Raw genomic sequence first — 16444 nt, forward strand, 5'->3', positions numbered from 1 at the left:
CCGGTCGGTCAGGCGTGCTTCCTGAGCTCCTGCCGGGCCAGCGAACGCTGATGCACCTCGTCCGGCCCGTCCGCGAGGCGCAGCGTCCGCGCCGCCGCCCACAGCTCCGCGAGGGGGAAGTCCTGGCTCACCCCGCCCGCCCCGTGCAGCTGCACCGCACGGTCGAGGATGTCCGCCACCGCCCGCGGCGTCGCGATCTTGATGGCCTGGATCTCGGTGTGGGCCCCGCGATTGCCGACGGTGTCCATCAGCCAGGCGGTCTTCAGCACCAGCAACCGGAGCTGCTCCACCTGCACACGGGCGTCGGCGATCCACTCCCGCACCACGCCCTGGGAGCTCAGCGGCCTGCCGAACGCCTCCCGCTCCGCCGCACGCCGGCACATCAGCTCGATCGCCCGCTCGGCCATGCCGATCAGCCGCATGCAGTGGTGGATGCGTCCCGGACCCAGCCGGGCCTGCGCGATCGCGAAACCGCCGCCCTCCTCGCCGATCAGGTTCGTTCTGGGCACGCGCACCTTGTCGAAGACCACCTCCGCGTGGCCGCCGTGGTGGTGGTCCTCGTAGCCGTAGACGGACATCGCCCGTCGGACGTCGACTCCGGCCGCGTCCCGCGGGACGAGCACCATCGACTGCTGCCGGCGGGGTTCGGCCTGCGGATCGGTCCTCCCCATCACGACGAAGATCCGGCAGTCCGGGTGCATCGCCCCGGAGATGTACCACTTCCGTCCGCTGATCACGTAGTCGTCGCCGTCCCGGCGGATCGACGTGCGGATGTTCGTCGCGTCGGAGGAGGCCACCTCCGGTTCGGTCATCGCGAAGGCCGAGCGGATCTCCCCGGAGAGCAGCGGCTCCAGCCACTTCCGGCGCTGCTCCGGGTCGCCGAACTCCGCGAGCAATTCCATGTTGCCGGTGTCCGGAGCGGAGCAGTTGAGGGCAGCCGGCGCCAACTGCGGGCTGCGGCCGGTGATTTCGGCCAGCGGAGCGTATTGCAGGTTGGTCAGGCCGGCACCGTAGGTGCGGTCGGGCAGGAACAGGTTCCACAACCCCTGCCGACGGGCCTTCCCCTTCAGCTCCTCCAGTACAGGTGTCGTCTGCCACGGCGACTCGAGCGCCTGTCGCTGCTCCTGCGCCACCGGCTCGGACGGGTACACGTGCTCGTCCATGAAGTGCAGGAGCCGCTGCCGCAGCTCCTCGGTGCGCCGGTCGAATGCGAAGTCCACGAGTCAGTCCTCCCGAAGGGTGGCGAGGCCGCTCTCGACGAAGAGCGGCACCAGGTCGCCCAGCCGGTCGAAGCCGGCTCCGACCGTCTGCCCGCGGGTCCAGCGGAAGTGGATGCCCTCCAGGATGACGGCGAGCTTGAAATAGGCGAATGCGGTGTACCAGCCGATGCGGTCCAGGTCGCGCCCCGATCCGGCCGCGTAGCGGGCGATCAGTTCGGCGGGCTCGGGGTGTCCGGGCGCGCTGCGGGTGGCGGCGATGGGGGAGCCGGGGACGTCGGGGTGCTCGCTGTACATCACCAGCAGACCGAGGTCGGTGAGCGGATCGCCCAGCGTCGACATCTCCCAGTCCAGTACCGCGTTGATGCGGCCGTCGGCATCGGCCAGCACGTTGTCGAGGCGGAAGTCGCCGTGGACGACAGCGGGCTCGGGCGATACGGGGAGCGACGTCCCCAGAGCACGGTGCAGCTCGTCGATCCCTCCCAGGTCGCGGCTCCGCGACGCCTCCAACTGGCGTCCCCAGCGCCGCAGCTGCCGCTCCAGGAACCCCTCGGGGCGCCCGAAGTCGCCCAGCCCGACAGCTTCGGCGTCCACCGCGTGCAGGGCGACCAGCGTGTCGGTCAGCGACAGCAGCAGGTCACGGGTGCGCGCCGGGCCGAGCGAGGCCAGTTCCCCCGCCGACCGGTACGGCACGCCGGGCACGTACTCCATCAGGTAGAAGGGCGCGCCGAGCACCTCCGGGTCCTCGCACAGCAGCAGCGGCCGCGGCACCGGGACGTCGGTGCCCCGCAGGGCACCGATCACGCGGTACTCACGCCCCATGTCGTGTGCGGTGGCCAGCACGTGCCCCAGTGGGGGCCGCCGGAGCACCCAGCGCTGCCGGCCGTCCTCCACGAGGTACGTGAGGTTGGAGCGACCGCCCTCGATCACCTCGGCCCGCAGCGTCCCTCCGGCCAGATCGGGCCGTTCCCGCCCCACATGGGCGGCGAGACGTGCCAGGTCCAGACCCGGCGGGTCCTGTTCCGACTCCACGGCCATGCACGCTCTCCTCGCCCGTCGCGGGAACACGGTGACGGCCACCGATCATGCCGACTGGTCGGTATGACGTCCAGAGGCGGAACGGCAGTCCCCTCCGACTCCTCCTGGGCCGGACGCGGAGTCACATCAGCAGGACGGCCCCGAAGGCGGTCATGGCCAGGACGCAGAGGGCGGCCGACCGGACGGTGCGACCGTCGCTCGCGGCCGGATCGCGGTCGGTCAGTGTCCGGATCCTGTGGTGCGCCACCCCGAGGAAGAGGAGCCAGCCCAGCGCCCCCAGCGCCGCGGCACCGTACGAGGACGGTCCCGGTTCGTACAGGGCCTTGCGCACACCGAGCGCCGCGGCCACCGCGAACGCGAGGGTGGTCCGCCGCCACGCCAGCCGGGTGCGCTCGGGCTGCGCCCCCGGCCTCGGCGGGCCGCTCACGAGACCCGCCCCAACAGCACCGAGACGACCACGAGCAGCGCCGCTGCGGCCGTGGCGAGACTGAGCAGCACGGGAAAGCGGGACGGGGGAAGGTCCTCGCCGCGCCGCATCGCCCGTTCGCACCGGGCCCAGTGGTTGACCGCCCGCAGCGCGCACAGCCCTCCGCCGGCCAGTAGGAAGATCGCGATGGCCGTGCGGGCGCCCCAGCTCATTTCCGTGAGGAACTGGTCCACGGCGATACCGCCCGCCACCAGGGCCAGCGCGGTACGGATCCAGGCGAGAAACGTCCGTTCGTTCGCCAGGGAGAAGCGGTAGTCGGGTGTGGTGCCCTCGGCACGCAGACGCTGCGGCGCCAGCCACAGGCGGAGCGTGTCGAGGAGGCGGCGGTGGATCATGCTTCGAGCCTAGTGGGCGCCGGGTCGGGCGGCCTCTCTCCTGCCCGAGGCGGAGGAGGGATGCCGCCGTCCGGGCAGGGAGGTTACTCTCGCGTCACCAGGCGGCCGGACGGCAGGGAAGCAGGTGGTCGGGAATGGAGTACGACGCCGACGTCATCGTGATAGGCGCGGGACTGGCCGGGCTGGCCGCGACGGCCGAACTGGTCGACGCCGGACGGCGCGTCGTGCTGCTCGACCAGGAGCCCGAGCAGTCGCTCGGCGGACAGGCGCACTGGTCCTTCGGCGGGCTCTTCCTGGTCGACTCCCCCGAGCAGCGCAGGCTGCGTATCCGCGACAGCCACGAACTCGCCTGGCAGGACTGGCTGGGGACGGCGGGCTTCGACCGCGAGGAGGACCACTGGCCCCGCCGCTGGGCCCGGGCGTACGTCGACTTCGCCGCGGGCGAGAAGCGGTCCTGGCTGCGGCAGCAGGGCGTCCGCTTCTTCCCTGTCGTCGGCTGGGCCGAGCGGGGCGGATACGACGCGACCGGGCACGGCAACTCGGTGCCGAGGTTCCACATCACCTGGGGCACCGGGCCTGGGCTGCTCGAACCCTTCGTCCGCCGCGTGCGGGACGGGGCGGCCCGCGGGCTGGTCGACCTGCGCTTCCGTCACCGCGTCACCGGGCTGGCCCGCAGCGCCGGTTCGGTCGACACGGTCACCGGCGAGGTCCTCGTGCCCAGTGACGCCGAGCGTGGTACGGCGAGCAGCCGGGAGACCGCGGGCACGTTCGAACTCCGCGCCCAGGCGGTAGTGGTGACCTCCGGCGGGATCGGGGGGAACCACGAGCTGGTGCGCGCCAACTGGCCGGACCGGCTGGGGCCTGCGCCGCGCACCATGCTGTCGGGCGTTCCGGCCCACGTCGACGGAGAACTGCTGGGCGTCGCCGAGGCAGCCGGCGGCCGTGTGATCAACCGCGACCGGATGTGGCACTACACCGAGGGAATCGAGAACCGGGACCCGATCTGGGCCCGCCACGGCATCCGTATCCTGCCAGGCCCGTCCTCGTTGTGGCTGGACGCGACCGGGAACCGGCTTCCGGTTCCGCTGTTCCCCGGATTCGACACCCTCGGCACGCTGCAGCACATCCTGCACACCGGGCACGAGTACACCTGGTTCGTCCTCAGCCGGAAGATCGTCGAGAAGGAGTTCACGCTTTCCGGGTCCGAGCAGAACCCCGATCTGACGGGCAAGTCGCTCCGCGGCGTGCTCGCCCGCGTGAAGCAGGGAGCACCCGGGCCGGTCCAGGCATTCCTGGACCACGGGGCCGACTTCGTCGTCGCACCGGACGTCGCCACCCTTGCGCGCGGCATGAACGACCTCACCGGCGACCGGCTCATCGACGCGGACGCGCTGCACCGCGAGATCGCCGCCCGCGACCGTGGGACGGCCCACCCCTTCGGCAAGGACCTCCAGCTCACCGCGATGCGTGGTGCGCGCGGCTACCTGGGGGACCGGCTCATCAGGGTCGCTGCGCCGCACCGACTGCTCGATCCCGCGGCAGGACCGCTGATCGCCGTGCGCCTCAACATCCTGACCCGCAAGACGCTGGGCGGGCTGGAGACCGACCTCTCCTCCCGGGTCCTCACCGGTGACGGCGATCCGCTGCCGGGCGTGTACGCGGCGGGTGAGGCGGCGGGATTCGGCGGCGGCGGTGTGCACGGCTACCGCTCGCTGGAAGGCACCTTCCTCGGCGGCTGCCTGTTCTCGGGCCGTACGGCAGGACGGGCCGCCGCCGCACAGGTCGCCTGACGCAATATCCGTTCCGATGTGAACTGTGGTGTTTTCACGAGGAGTTCACAAAAGATTGCTTGACGTGGTCGCGGTGCTCCGGTTGGGTGATCGTTGCCCATGACACCCCCTCCGCCGCCACTGCCTTTCCGTCTCACCCGCCGCGGCTCCATGAACCGCGCGGGTCCCGCACTCGACGACGCGTCCCTCGCCGCCGCCCGGGAAGCACTTGCCCAGGGCCGGTGGGCCGAGAGCCGCACCCTCCTCGCCGGCACGGGCGAGGACTGGGATCTTCGTGGCCACCGGCTCCTGGTTCTCGCCGGGGCCAACGGCAGCCTCGCCTGGGCGCGCGAGTGGCAGATGACGGAGCCGGACAGTGCCGACGCCGCCGCACTGGCGGCCTGCGCCCTGGCCGACTCTGCCTCCCACGGCCTTGCGAGCGGCGAGGACGCCCGTAAGGCGCTCGAGGAAGTCGCTTCGCGTGTTCCCGCCGACCCGACACCCTGGCTCGCCCGACTCCGCCTCGCCCGGGACGCCGGCGCCCCGGGCGAGGCCCGCAGCGCCTTCGAGGAGGTGCGGGCCCGCCACCGGGACCACCACCACGCGCACCATCTGATGGCCGCGGTGCTGGCGGACGACGTTCCGGCCGGTGAACTGTACGACTTCGCACAGGAGTCGGCGTCCCGTGCGGGTCATGACTCACCGCTCGCGGTACTGCCGGTCGTTGCGCACGCCGAGCGTTTCCGCGTCGACGTCGAGGGCGGCGAGGCCGCCCCGGACGCCCTCGACCGGCACTGGAACAGCAGACGGGCCCACCACCTGGTGCGTACGGCCTTCGACTGGTGGCTGGAGTGGGGCGGCGAGGCGAGGCACCCCCGCCGGATGGTGGACCTGAACTTCCTCGCGCACGCCAAGTTCCACGAGGGCCGGTTCGCGGAAGCGGCTGCTCTCTTCCAGCGCATCGGGGAGGTCGTCACTCCGGCCCCCTGGGCCTACGCAGGCCGCGACGCGAACGCGGCGTTCCGCTCCGCGCGGGACGCCGCGCTCGGTGCCACCTGACCCCCTTCGCACGCCGTTCCCAGCCATTCGAGAGCCCCGGCAACCCGAGAGGATCCACACCGCCATGCTCACGGCAGACGAAATAAGTACGTACAAAGGGCAGGACAGGGCGCTGCGCGCCGGACGCATCGGCACCGCGGGTCTCCTGCTGTCGGTCCTCGCGGCCACCGCGCCCCTCATGGTGGTGGCCGGAGTCATGCCGACGACCTACGCCGTCATGGGAATCACCGGGCAGCCGCTGCTCTACGTCATTCTCGGCGTGGTCATGGCTCTCTTCGGCATCGGCTACGCCGAGATGAGCCGGCACGTGCACAACGCCGGCGCCTTCTACGCCTACATCGCCCGGGGACTCGGCGGCACCACCGGCGCCGGCGCCTCCTTCGTGGCGCTCATCGCCTACAACGCCCTCCAGGTGGGCATCTACGGCATCTTCGGCTTCGAGGCATCCCTCCTGATCTCGGAACACCTCGGGATCACCGTCGCCTGGTGGGTCCCCGCTCTGGCAGGTGTGGCACTCACCGGTGTCCTGGGAGCCCTGAAGATCGACCTGAACGCCCGGGTGCTGGGCGTGCTGCTGGTCGTCGAGGTGCTGCTCATCGTGATCGTCGACTTCGCCTTCGCGTCCGACCCGGGGCCGGACGGGCTGTCCTTCGCGGCGTTCGACCCCGGCACCCTCGCCGGGGCCGGGCTCGGAACCGCGCTCTGCTTCACGGTCGCCGCGTTCCTCGGGTTCGAACAGGCGCCGGTCTACGCGGAGGAGACCAGCCGTCCGCAGACCGTGGTGGCCCGCGTGATGTTCCTCGCCGTCGGCTGCGTCGCGGTGTTCTTCGCCGCGACGTCCTGGCTGATGGGTGTCGCTTCGGGCCCGGACAACGTCGTCCCGGCTGCTCAGGAGGAGGGGCCGCAGCTGCTGTTCAGCCTCGCGCAGGACCGGCTGGGCGGCGGATTCACCGATGCGCTGCACCTGTTCTTCGTGACCGGCATCTTCGCCTCCATGCTGGCCTTCCACAACGTGGTCGCCCGCTACGCCTTCGCGATGGGGCGTGAGCGGCTGCTGCCCGCGCGTGTCGGGCAGGCCTCGCCGACCACCGGCGCTCCGGCGTTCGGTTCGCTGCTGCAGACCGTTTCCGCCGTGCTGATCGTGGGTGTGTTCGCCCTCACCGACGACAAGCCGGCCGGCGACCCCACGGTGCCGATCATGCGGCTCTTCACCTGGATGGGGAACATCGGCGCTCTCGGCGTCATCGTCCTGATGGCGCTCGCCTCGGTCGCGGTGATCGCGTTCTTCGTGCGCCGCGGTGCGGCCGGGAACCAGGCGGCCAGGCTGGTCTGCTCCGGCCTGGCCGCCGTGGGACTCACCGTGATCTTCTGCTATGCCGTCGCCGACTTCGACGTGCTCGTCGGTACCGGCGAGGATTCCGCGCTGCGCTGGATACTCCCCGGTGTCCTCGCCGCCGCCCTCGCCGTCGGTGTGGCCGTGGGCCTCGCGCTCCGCTCGCGGGACCCCGAGGCCCACGCCCGTATCGGGCTCGGCAACGAGGCCTTCCGCCTGGAGAACGCCGCCACGGCGCACGCCGAGACCCGGTCGGAGGGGGAGGAAACCCGCGGCTGACACGCTTCCTGCACGAGCTGGTTGCGCAATTCGCGCAACCAGCTCGTGCAAGATGCTTGTTCCGTGCAGTCCGTCGGAGGCACGATGGCGCGAACTCGACGCATGTCCGATTCCGCTTCCGACGGCAAGGAGGCCGGCGTGGATCTCCAACTCCTCGCGGCGCTCGTGCTCGGTATCGCCACGATCATCGTGATCGTGCTGCGCACCCGGCTCGACGCCTTCGCAGCACTACTCGTGGCCGCGCTGGTCACCGGGTTCGTCGCCGGTACCCCGGCACCCGACGTCCTGGAATCCGTCGTCACCGGATTCGGCGACACCCTCGGATCGATCGGCATCGTGATCGGACTCGGCGTCGCCGTCGGCAAGATCCTCGAAGTGTCCGGCGCAGCCGACACCATCGCCCGCTCGTTCCTGCGCGCTCTGGGCAAAGGGCGCGAACCCTGGGCCATGGCCGGCACCGGCGCCCTGGTGTCGATACCCGTCTTCTGCGACTCCGGCTACGTGATCATGAATCCGCTGGCGCGTTCCGTCGCCCGCAGGGCACGCACCGGATACGTCACGCTCGCTCTCGCCCTCGGCTGCGGCATGACGCTCACCCACCACCTGGTGCCCCCGACACCCGGCCCGCTCGGCGTCGCCGGCATCCTGGGCGCCGACCTCGGCGGCCTCGTACTCGCCGGCCTGTGCTTCACCCTCGCCCTCGTCCCGGTCGTGGTCGTCTACGCGCGATGGATCGGCCCCAAGCTGGAACCCGAGCTGAGCCCGAAGGTCCGCGAGGCGGTCTACGGCCGCACCGCGGCACAGCCCGTCGCCGCGGCCACCGCCGCGAGGACGGCCGCCGACGCGCCCACCGACGAGGACCGTCCGGCCGGCGGCGCCGGCACCTCCGGCACGGACGACGACCGGCCGCAGCACACGGAGCCCGAACCGGCCGCAGACCTCGGCACCCCTCCCGAAGGCGCGAGCCCCCACCGCCTGTCCCCCCTCACCGCGCTGCTCCCCCTCCTCGTACCGCTGCTGCTGATCGTCGCCAACACCGTGGCCACCGCCTTCGACCAGAGCGCGCAGAACGCCCTCACCGGCGAGGGCTACGAACCGTCCCCCCTCGTCGAGGTGCTGGCCTTCGTCGGCAACCCCGTCGTGGCGCTCCTGGTCGGACTCGTCCTCGCCGTGTACGTGCTCCTGCCCCGCTGGACACCGCGGGCGCGCGTCACCGGCTGGCTCGCCGAGGCCGCGGCCTCCGCCGGACTCATCATCCTCATCACCGGCGCCGGCGGCGCCCTGGGACAGGTCCTCCGCGACTCGGGCGTCGGGGACGAACTCGCCCGCACCATCGCCTCCTGGAGCCTTCCCGGAGTCCTGGTGCCCTTCCTCATCGCCACGCTCGTCCGCATCGCTCAGGGCTCCGGAACCGTCGCCATGATCACCGCAGCCTCGGTGACCGCCCCGCTGGTCGCCGGGTTGAGCCTCTCGCCCCTGCTCGCCGCGCTCGCCTGCTGCGCCGGCTCCATGGTCCTGAGCTACTTCAACGACTCCTACTTCTGGGTCGTCACCCGGTTCACCGGTCTGGACGGCGTCGCGGCCCTCCGCGGCTGGTCCGGCATCACCACGGCCGTCTGGCTGGGCTCGCTGCCCCTGCTCCTCGTCGCGAGCGCACTGCTGTGACCGCGTCCGCACGGGAACTCCCCGTGCTCGCGGTCGCGGACGACCTGACCGGCGCGAACGCCACCGCCGCGGGATTCGCGAGGGCGGGCCTCCGCGCCGTCACCGTCGGGGCGGACCGCCCACCTTCCCTCCTGCGGGAGTTCACCGACCGGTTCGACGTCGTCGTGGTCAGCACCGACAGCCGCCACCACGGCGCCGCCGAGGCCGCCGCACGCGTGACGGAGGTCGTCGGGAAGGCCCTGCCCGCGACACTGGTCTGCGACCGCGTCGACTCGACGCTCCGGGGCAACGTGGGACCGTCCGCCGCGGCCGCCCTGCACGCGGTGCGCCGGACGTGCGGCGCACGCGTCGTGGCGTTGTGCGCGCCCGCCCATCCGGCCGCCGGCCGGCAGACGGTGGAGGGGACGCAACTGCTGTCCGGCACCCGGCTCGAGGAGACGGAGCTCGCCCGCGACCCGAGGACACCGGTGCACGCCTCCGAGGTCGCCGCCCTCTTCGCACCCTCCGGACTGACCACCGCGCACCTTCCGCTGTCCGCCGTCACCGGGCCCGCCGGTGCGCTCGAGGAACTCGTTGCCCGCCACGTGCACGAGGGCGCCGACGTCGTCGTGGCCGACGCGCTCACCGAGGACCACCTGCGGCGCACCGCCCGGGCCGCGGTGGCCGCGGGAGGCGGGAACACCAGGTGGATCTCCGTCGATCCCGGGCCCGGATCGGTCGCACTGGCCGCCGCCCTGGGCATCACCGGCCGCCGCGCACGGTCTCCCGTGCTCGCCGTGTCCGGTTCCACCACGGCGCTCACCCGCGCCCAACTGGCGCGGCTGCGCACCGTGGAACCGGTGACGGTGGTGCGTCCGCAGGGCACCGGACCCGGCGTGGTGCCGGACCCGGAGGCCACCGGCGACGCCTTGGCCGCCGCACTCGCGGACACGGGCCCCGACGGTACGGTGCTTCTCGCCACGGTCCTGGACGGCTCCGACGTCCGGCACCCGGACCCGGACGAGGCGCAGCGGCTGCCGGCCGCACTCGCACGGGCCGTCCGCCACGCACTCCGACGGCACACCGTGGACGGCGTGTTCACCACCGGCGGCGACGTCTCGGCCGCACTGCTCGCGGCACTGGACGCGGACGGCCTCGACGTGCGCGAGGAGATCGAACCCCTCGCCGTGGCCGGAACGCTCGTCGGCGGACCGTGGAAAGGTCTCCAGATCGCCACCAAGGGCGGCCTCGTCGGCGACACCGACACCACGACGGTATGCGTACAGCAACTGCGGCGGGCCGCGGCAGCCGCCCGCCGCCAGGTTCCGGCCGCGTCCGGAACCGGCAACAGGAGGACCACATGACACGTCACGTACTCGCCCTCACCCTCGGCGACCCCGCCGGCATCGGTCCCGAGATCACGGCCCGAACCCTTGCCGAGGTGGCCGGGGCCGACGACCACCACGGCGTGGCCGTGGGGGACGCCGCGGCGCTGCGCCGCGGCGCGCGGGCGGCGGGCGTAGACGCCGAGGTGCGCGAAGTCACCGGGTTCGACACCGAGCCCGCCGGCCCGGGCGTCATCGACGTACTCGACACCTCGGTCCTGGGAGACGACGTCCCCGACTGGGGCGTCGTCGACGCCCGCGCCGGCCGCGCGGCCGTCACCGCCATCGAGGTGGCCACCCGTGCCGCCCTCGATCGGCAGGTGCAGGGCATCGTGACCGGCCCGATCAACAAGGAGGCCATCTGGCAGGCCGGCTCCGAGCACCTCGGACACACCGAGATGCTCGGCGAACTCACCGGAGTCACCCGGCAGAACACCATGTTCGTCGTACGGAACACCGCACGCGAGGGCCACCACCTGCGGATCTTCTTCACCACCCGGCACGTCTCCCTCCGGAAGGCGCTCGACCGCATCACCCGGGAGAGTGTGGCAACCGCCATCGAAGAGGCCCACACCGCTCTCGAGGTGTTCGGCGTCGATGCGCCACGGCTCGCGGTGGCGGCCGTGAACCCGCACGGTGGTGAGAACGGGGCCTTCGGCGACGAGGAGATCCTTCACGTCGCACCCGCCTGCGAGAACGCGCGGGCGGAAGGACTGGACGTCAGGGGCCCGGTGCCGGCCGACTCCGTCTTCCACCAGGGGCTGACCGGTCGTTACGACGGTGTGCTCTCCCACTTCCACGACCAGGGCCACATTCCCGCCAAGACCTACGACTTCGACGGCACCATCTCCGTCACCGTGGGCCTGCCCGTGCTGCGCACCTCCGTCGACCACGGGACGGCCTTCGACATCGCGGGCACCGGGAAGGCCGACCACGCCACCATGCTCTCCGCGTACCTGGCCGCAGTGGACTACAGTCCGTATGCCCCGAGGATCCGCGCCACCTACGGGGGATGACGGCATCCGCGCCGAACACCTCGTCAGAATGGGAGAACCTGCACCGTGGAGCGTCCCGACCGGTCCGACGCCCGACGCAGCACGAAGGAACGCCACCAGGCACTGCTCGCACTGCTCCGCGACGGCATGTCGAAGGTCGACGAACTCGCCGGCGCACTGGACGTGTCGCCATCGACGGTCCGCCGTGACCTGGCGCGTCTGACCGAGGACCGGCGGGTGGCGCGCACCTACGGGGGAGCGGTGGTGCCGGAGGCGTTCCACGAGAGGCCGATCGGGGAGAGTGCCCGGGTGCGCACCGGAGCCAAGGCCGAGATCGCGGCCGCGGCGCTCTCCCTGGTGCCGGCGACGGGTGCGTTCTTCGTCGACGCGGGCACCACCTGCGCGGCCCTGGCCCGCAGGGTGTCCCGCTCGGCGAACGTCCCGGACAGCGGCGGACGGGGTCCCGGTCCCGCGGCGACCCGGGGCCTGGAGACCGCCGTGGCGCTGTCCGAGTCCGGAGACCTGGAGGTGCTCATGCTCGGTGGCAGCGTCCAGCGCATGAGCCACGGTGTGGTCGGGCCGCTCGCCGATCTGGCGCTGGAGCGGCTGGCCTTCTCCGTCGCCTTCCTGGGCGGCGACGCCGTCGATCCGCAGCGCGGCATCGGTGAGCCCACCCTGGAGGAGACGGTGATCAAGGAGCGCATCGCCGCACGGGCGGACCACGTGGTCGTTCTCGCCGACGCCGAAAAGCTCGAGGTCGGCGCGGCACCCGCGTGGACCTCGCTGCCCGGGCCCTGGACCCTGGTCACCGACGAGGACGCCCCGCCGGACGTCGAGAAGCGCTGCGCCGCGGCCGGAGTCACACTGCTGCGGGCGCCGCGGCGCCACCGCAGCACCCGCGGGGCCTGACGGAACGGTGGGCCGCCCCGGGGCAGCAGGGGGACGGAAAAAGAAGAACCCCTCACGAAGAGGGGTTCTCACTGGTGTCGGGAGGGGGACTTGAACCCCCACGCCCTGTAAAGGGCACTAGCACCTCAAGCTAGCGCGTCTGCCATTCCGCCACCCCGACAGGGTGTGTCCGGCGGGCTCCGCCGCCTTGACGGGAACAACTCTAACATCGCCGCGACGGTGGTCGATCACCCCCGCTGCCTCTTGGGGCAGCGCCGCTCAGGCGCGAGGATGGAGGTCCCTACGTGAGGAGGCAGCGTGAGCCAGTCGGGAACGGCACCCAGCGGTGAGGACGAGGTCGTCGACCTCTGCCGCGACCTCATCCGCATCGACACCAGCAACTTCGGCGGCAACGACGCCCGAGGGGAGCGGGCGGCGGCGGAGTACGTGGCGGCCATGCTCGCGGACGTCGGGGTGGAGCCGGAGATCATCGAGTCCGAGCGCGGCAGGGCCTCGACGGTGGCTCGCATCGCGGGGGAGGACCGGTCACGTCCGGGGCTGCTCATCCACGGGCACACCGACGTGGTGCCGGCCGACCCGGACGCGTGGACGCACCACCCGTTCTCCGGGGAGATCGCGGACGGATGCGTCTGGGGACGTGGTGCGGTCGACATGAAGGACATGGACGCCATGACCCTCGCCGTCGTGCGGGACCGCCTGCGGAGCGGCCGGAGGCCTCCCCGGGATATCGTCCTGGCCTTCCTCGCCGACGAGGAGGCCGGCGGTCTCTACGGCGCCCGCTACCTGGTGGACAACCGCCCCGACCTGTTCGAGGGCGTCACCGAGGCCATCGGCGAGGTCGGCGGGTTCTCCTTCACCGTCAACGAGAACCTGCGGCTCTACCTGGTGGAGACCGCTCAGAAGGGCATGCACTGGATGCGGCTCACCGTGGACGGCACCGCCGGCCACGGCTCGATGACCAACTCCGACAATGCCGTGACGGAGCTGTGCGAGGCGGTGGGCCGCCTCGGCCGGCACCGTTTCCCCGTCCGGGTCACCAAGACCGTGCGGTCCTTCCTGGACGAGCTCTCGGACGCGCTCGGCACCGAGCTCGACCCGGAGAACATGGACGAGACCCTCGCCAAGCTCGGGGGCATCGCCAAGATCATCGGTGCCACGCTGCAGAACACCGCCGCCCCCACGCAGCTCGGCGCGGGCTACAAGGTGAACGTCATCCCCGGGCAGGCCACGGCCCACGTGGACGGCCGCTTCCTGCCGGGGCACGAGGACGAGTTCCTCGCCGACCTCGACCGCGTCCTCGGCCCCCGGGTCCGCCGCGAGGACGTGCACGCCGACAGGGCGCTGGAGACCACCTTCGACGGCGCCCTGGTGGACGCCATGCAGTCCTCGTTGCGCGCCGAGGACCCCGTGGCCCGCGCGGTGCCGTACATGCTGTCGGGCGGAACCGACGCCAAGTCGTTCGACGACCTCGGCATCCGCTGCTTCGGGTTCGCGCCGCTCAAGCTGCCGCCGGAGCTCGACTTCGCCGGCATGTTCCACGGCGTCGACGAGCGGGTCCCGGTCGACGGCCTGCGGTTCGGTGTGCGCGTCCTGGACCGGTTCCTGGACCAGTGCTGATCGCGCGGGGGCTTCCGCACGAGCCCCGCCATTCCTCGCACGCGTGTACGGAAGTACTCACAAAGGGTGAATGAGTCCGAGGGCTCGTTCCCCCGTTCTCCCCTCCTCGTTACACGTGGTGCGGTCCGCGGTATGGGATCGCATTGCCAACTAGGAGGAACAATGCTCAAGAAGGTCGTCGCCACCGCGGCTGCCACCGGTTCTCTGGTGCTCGCGGGTGCGGGCATGGCCGCTGCCGACGCCGGTGCCCAGGGTGCCGCCCTGCACTCTCCGGGTGTGCTGTCGGGCAACGTCGTCCAGGTTCCCGTGCACGTGCCGGTGAACGTCTGCGGCAACACCGTGAACGTCATCGGGCTGCTGAACCCCGCCTTCGGCAACACCTGCATCAACGACTGACGTTGTGTTTTCGCCCCGCTGAGGGGCCAGTGCCGGGCGGCCTCGGAGTGCGAGCCACGTGCTCCGGGGCCGTCGGCCTTCCGGACGAGCCGGTGTGACGGTCGGACCACCGTGCCCCGCTCGTGATCTCGTGAGGAATGAAGGCAGGGGAACAATCATGCGACAGGTCACCAGAAAGGGCCTGATCACTGTCGCCGCAGCGGGGGGCGTCCTGGCGCTCTCGGGCGGCGCGGCTTTCGCCGACGCCACCGCCACCGGTGCTGCCGAGGGCTCGCCCGGTGTGGCGTCCGGCAACACGGTGCAGGTGCCGGTGAACGTGCCGGTCAACGCGTGCGGCAACACCGTGGACGCGGTCGGGCTGCTCAACCCGGCGTTCGGCAACACCTGTGTCAACGACGGCGGGCACGAACGCGCACGCCACCACGAGGACCAGGGAGGTGGCGAGCAGCAGCAGGGCGGCGGCCACCAGGGTCAACACCAGGAGGGCGGCCACCAGCAGACCGGGGGCTCCCACCAGGGGCACCACGGCGGCGGCAGCACGGCCGAAGGGGTCACCGAGGGTTCGCCCGGCGTCGGCTCGGGCAACCAGACCCAGGTCCCGGTCGACGTGCCGGTCAACCTGTGCGGCAACAGCGTCGACGTCGTCGGACTGCTGAACCCGGCGTTCGGCAACGAGTGCGTGAACGAGTCCGGGCGCCACTGGGAGCCGCCGGTCGAGACCCCGGAGGAGCCGGAGAAGGAGACTCCCGAGCAGCCCGACGCTCCGGAGAAGCCGGTCACTCCCGAGACGCAGACCGTCAGCCAGCCCGAACTGGCGCAGACCGGTGCCGACTACGGACTGGAGACGTCGCTGGGGATGGGCGCCAGCCTGCTGCTCGGCGGCTCGATCCTCTACCGCCGCGCCCGCGCGCTGCGGCGCTGATCCACCCTGTGCCCGCGCGTCCGCCCCGACGACCGGGGCGCGGGGGCGCCGTCGTGAGCGGGTCCCGCATGTCGCGGGGCCCGCTCCCGCGTGTTCCAGGACACGGGGCCGTCGCGGTCACCAGGTCGCGTGGAGCTGGCGGATGATCCGTCGGCGCAGCCGCACCCTGCGACTGCCGTCCGGGTACAGCCGCAGTCGGTCCAGTTCCCAGTGCCCGTACTCGGCGTGGTCCGTCAGGAGCTGCGTCGCAGCTCGCCGCGACACCCCGCGCGGAACATACACATCACGAAATTCGTATTCCGGCATCTCATCCATTGTGCGTGCAGGGGCTGACTGCGGATAGCGTCTGCACTATGTCTGATGCTGCGCAGCCGACCGCTGCCGACGTACGCGCCGCCGCCGAGGCGGTCAAGGCCGCGCTGGAGAGGCACTTGGAGGCGGTGGAACGGCGATCCGAGGCCGCGGACTCCGGTGTCCCGGTGCCCGAGGCCGACACGGCCGTCTACGCCGCCTTCGACGAGCTGGCCGCAGCGGGCGAGCGGTACGACGAGCTGCTCTACGACGTCTACGACGAGGTGACTCCGTTCGAGGTCCCCGGCGGGGACGCCATGCCGGACTACACCGGTCCCGACGAGCCGCGCGCGCTGACGGTCTTCATCAGGAGGGACTACACGGTGTCGGAGCCGCTCCGGCTGCTCTCGCAGGCGCAACGGGTCACCGACCTCGACCCGGAGTCCACCGAGGACGAGCGCGAGCGCCACGGCGCGGCCGCGGGGCGCAGCGTGCACGCCGCCCTGGGCGTCGTCTTCGGGGAGTACGAGCCGGACGAGATCGCCACCCGGCACAAGGAGTTCGGTCTCGACGAGGGCGACGCCACGCTGTGGATCGCCGCCGCCGACGAGGCCGCGGAACCCGGTGAGTGGCTGGCCGCGCCCTTCGACGACGCCGACCCGGAGCGGGTCGTCTGCCGGTTCGACGTCAGCACCGTCTTCGACGACCAGGACCTCGACGACGAGGAGGGCGGCTTCTCCCGGGGCACGCCCCTCCGGTGACGGCGGC

16 protein-coding genes and 1 tRNA gene are annotated in these 16444 nt (G+C 71.9%); 11 read left to right on the forward strand and 6 right to left on the reverse strand.

Features of this window, described 5'->3' with window-relative positions:
• Positions 1-8: 8 nt before the first annotated feature.
• From ACL06G_RS05845 to ACL06G_RS05860, 4 genes are all read right to left on the reverse strand, one after another.
• A complete protein-coding gene (locus tag ACL06G_RS05845) occupies positions 9-1220 on the reverse strand; it encodes an acyl-CoA dehydrogenase family protein (protein WP_412835523.1) in 1212 nt (403 codons plus the stop codon).
• 3 nt (positions 1221-1223) lie between these two features.
• The gene (locus tag ACL06G_RS05850) at positions 1224-2255 is read right to left on the reverse strand and encodes a phosphotransferase family protein (protein ID WP_412784158.1); all 1032 of its coding nucleotides are present in this window, start codon (positions 2253-2255) and stop codon (positions 1224-1226) included.
• 121 nt (positions 2256-2376) lie between these two features.
• A complete protein-coding gene (locus tag ACL06G_RS05855) occupies positions 2377-2682 on the reverse strand; it encodes a DUF202 domain-containing protein (protein WP_412835524.1) in 306 nt (101 codons plus the stop codon).
• Positions 2679-3077: a YidH family protein gene (locus ACL06G_RS05860; protein ID WP_412784160.1), complete on the reverse strand. Its 399-nt coding sequence runs from the start codon at positions 3075-3077 to the stop codon at positions 2679-2681. Before ACL06G_RS05860 ends, ACL06G_RS05855 begins: the two co-directional genes overlap by 4 nt.
• Positions 3078-3211: 134 nt before the next feature.
• Between ACL06G_RS05860 and ACL06G_RS05865 the strand changes: the two genes are divergently transcribed.
• From ACL06G_RS05865 to ACL06G_RS05895, 7 genes are all read left to right on the forward strand, one after another.
• Positions 3212-4867 carry an FAD-binding dehydrogenase gene (locus ACL06G_RS05865; RefSeq protein WP_412835525.1) on the forward strand — a complete coding sequence of 552 codons (1656 nt, stop codon included), beginning with the start codon at positions 3212-3214 and terminating at the stop codon, positions 4865-4867.
• A gap of 99 nt (positions 4868-4966) precedes the next feature.
• Positions 4967-5905 (forward strand): hypothetical protein, encoded by a 939-nt coding sequence (locus tag ACL06G_RS05870; protein WP_412784162.1) that lies wholly within the window; start codon positions 4967-4969, stop codon positions 5903-5905.
• Between the two features lie 64 nt (positions 5906-5969).
• On the forward strand, positions 5970-7517 hold the full coding sequence (locus tag ACL06G_RS05875) for an APC family permease (RefSeq protein WP_412835526.1): 1548 nt from the start codon (positions 5970-5972) through the stop codon (positions 7515-7517).
• 102 nt (positions 7518-7619) lie between these two features.
• Positions 7620-9182: a GntP family permease gene (locus ACL06G_RS05880; protein ID WP_412784164.1), complete on the forward strand. Its 1563-nt coding sequence runs from the start codon at positions 7620-7622 to the stop codon at positions 9180-9182.
• A complete protein-coding gene (locus ACL06G_RS05885) occupies positions 9179-10525 on the forward strand; it encodes a four-carbon acid sugar kinase family protein (RefSeq protein WP_412835527.1) in 1347 nt (448 codons plus the stop codon). Before ACL06G_RS05880 ends, ACL06G_RS05885 begins: the two co-directional genes overlap by 4 nt.
• Positions 10522-11562, forward strand: coding sequence for a 4-hydroxythreonine-4-phosphate dehydrogenase PdxA (gene pdxA, locus ACL06G_RS05890; protein ID WP_412784166.1), 1041 nt, complete (start codon positions 10522-10524; stop codon positions 11560-11562). The genes ACL06G_RS05885 and pdxA overlap by 4 nt, the downstream gene beginning before the upstream one ends.
• Before the next feature lie 45 nt (positions 11563-11607).
• The gene (locus ACL06G_RS05895) at positions 11608-12450 is read left to right on the forward strand and encodes a DeoR/GlpR family DNA-binding transcription regulator (protein WP_412784167.1); all 843 of its coding nucleotides are present in this window, start codon (positions 11608-11610) and stop codon (positions 12448-12450) included.
• A gap of 72 nt (positions 12451-12522) precedes the next feature.
• Here ACL06G_RS05895 and ACL06G_RS05900 read toward each other — a convergent pair.
• A tRNA-Leu gene (locus tag ACL06G_RS05900) sits at positions 12523-12610 on the reverse strand.
• A gap of 137 nt (positions 12611-12747) precedes the next feature.
• Between ACL06G_RS05900 and ACL06G_RS05905 the strand changes: the two genes are divergently transcribed.
• From ACL06G_RS05905 to ACL06G_RS05915, 3 genes are all read left to right on the forward strand, one after another.
• A complete protein-coding gene (locus ACL06G_RS05905; RefSeq protein WP_412784168.1) occupies positions 12748-14067 on the forward strand; it encodes a M20/M25/M40 family metallo-hydrolase in 1320 nt (439 codons plus the stop codon).
• A gap of 162 nt (positions 14068-14229) precedes the next feature.
• Positions 14230-14463, forward strand: a complete 234-nt coding sequence (chpH, locus tag ACL06G_RS05910) for a chaplin ChpH (RefSeq protein ID WP_412784169.1) — start codon at positions 14230-14232, stop codon at positions 14461-14463.
• A 157-nt stretch (positions 14464-14620) separates the two neighbouring features.
• Positions 14621-15385: a chaplin gene (locus ACL06G_RS05915; RefSeq protein ID WP_412835528.1), complete on the forward strand. Its 765-nt coding sequence runs from the start codon at positions 14621-14623 to the stop codon at positions 15383-15385.
• Positions 15386-15502: 117 nt separating this feature from the next.
• Here ACL06G_RS05915 and ACL06G_RS05920 read toward each other — a convergent pair whose 3' ends face one another.
• Entirely contained in the window at positions 15503-15691 is a 189-nt protein-coding gene (locus tag ACL06G_RS05920) for a DUF5703 family protein (RefSeq protein WP_412784171.1), read from the reverse strand.
• 47 nt (positions 15692-15738) lie between these two features.
• On the opposite strand from ACL06G_RS05920, the gene ACL06G_RS05925 reads away from it, so the two are divergent.
• A complete protein-coding gene (locus ACL06G_RS05925) occupies positions 15739-16437 on the forward strand; it encodes a hypothetical protein (protein ID WP_412835529.1) in 699 nt (232 codons plus the stop codon).
• Positions 16438-16444: the final 7 nt, after the last annotated feature.

Origin of the sequence: Streptomyces callyspongiae, assembly GCF_047200695.1 — a bacterium.
In the GTDB taxonomy this organism is placed as follows: Bacteria; Actinomycetota; Actinomycetes; order Streptomycetales; family Streptomycetaceae; genus Streptomyces.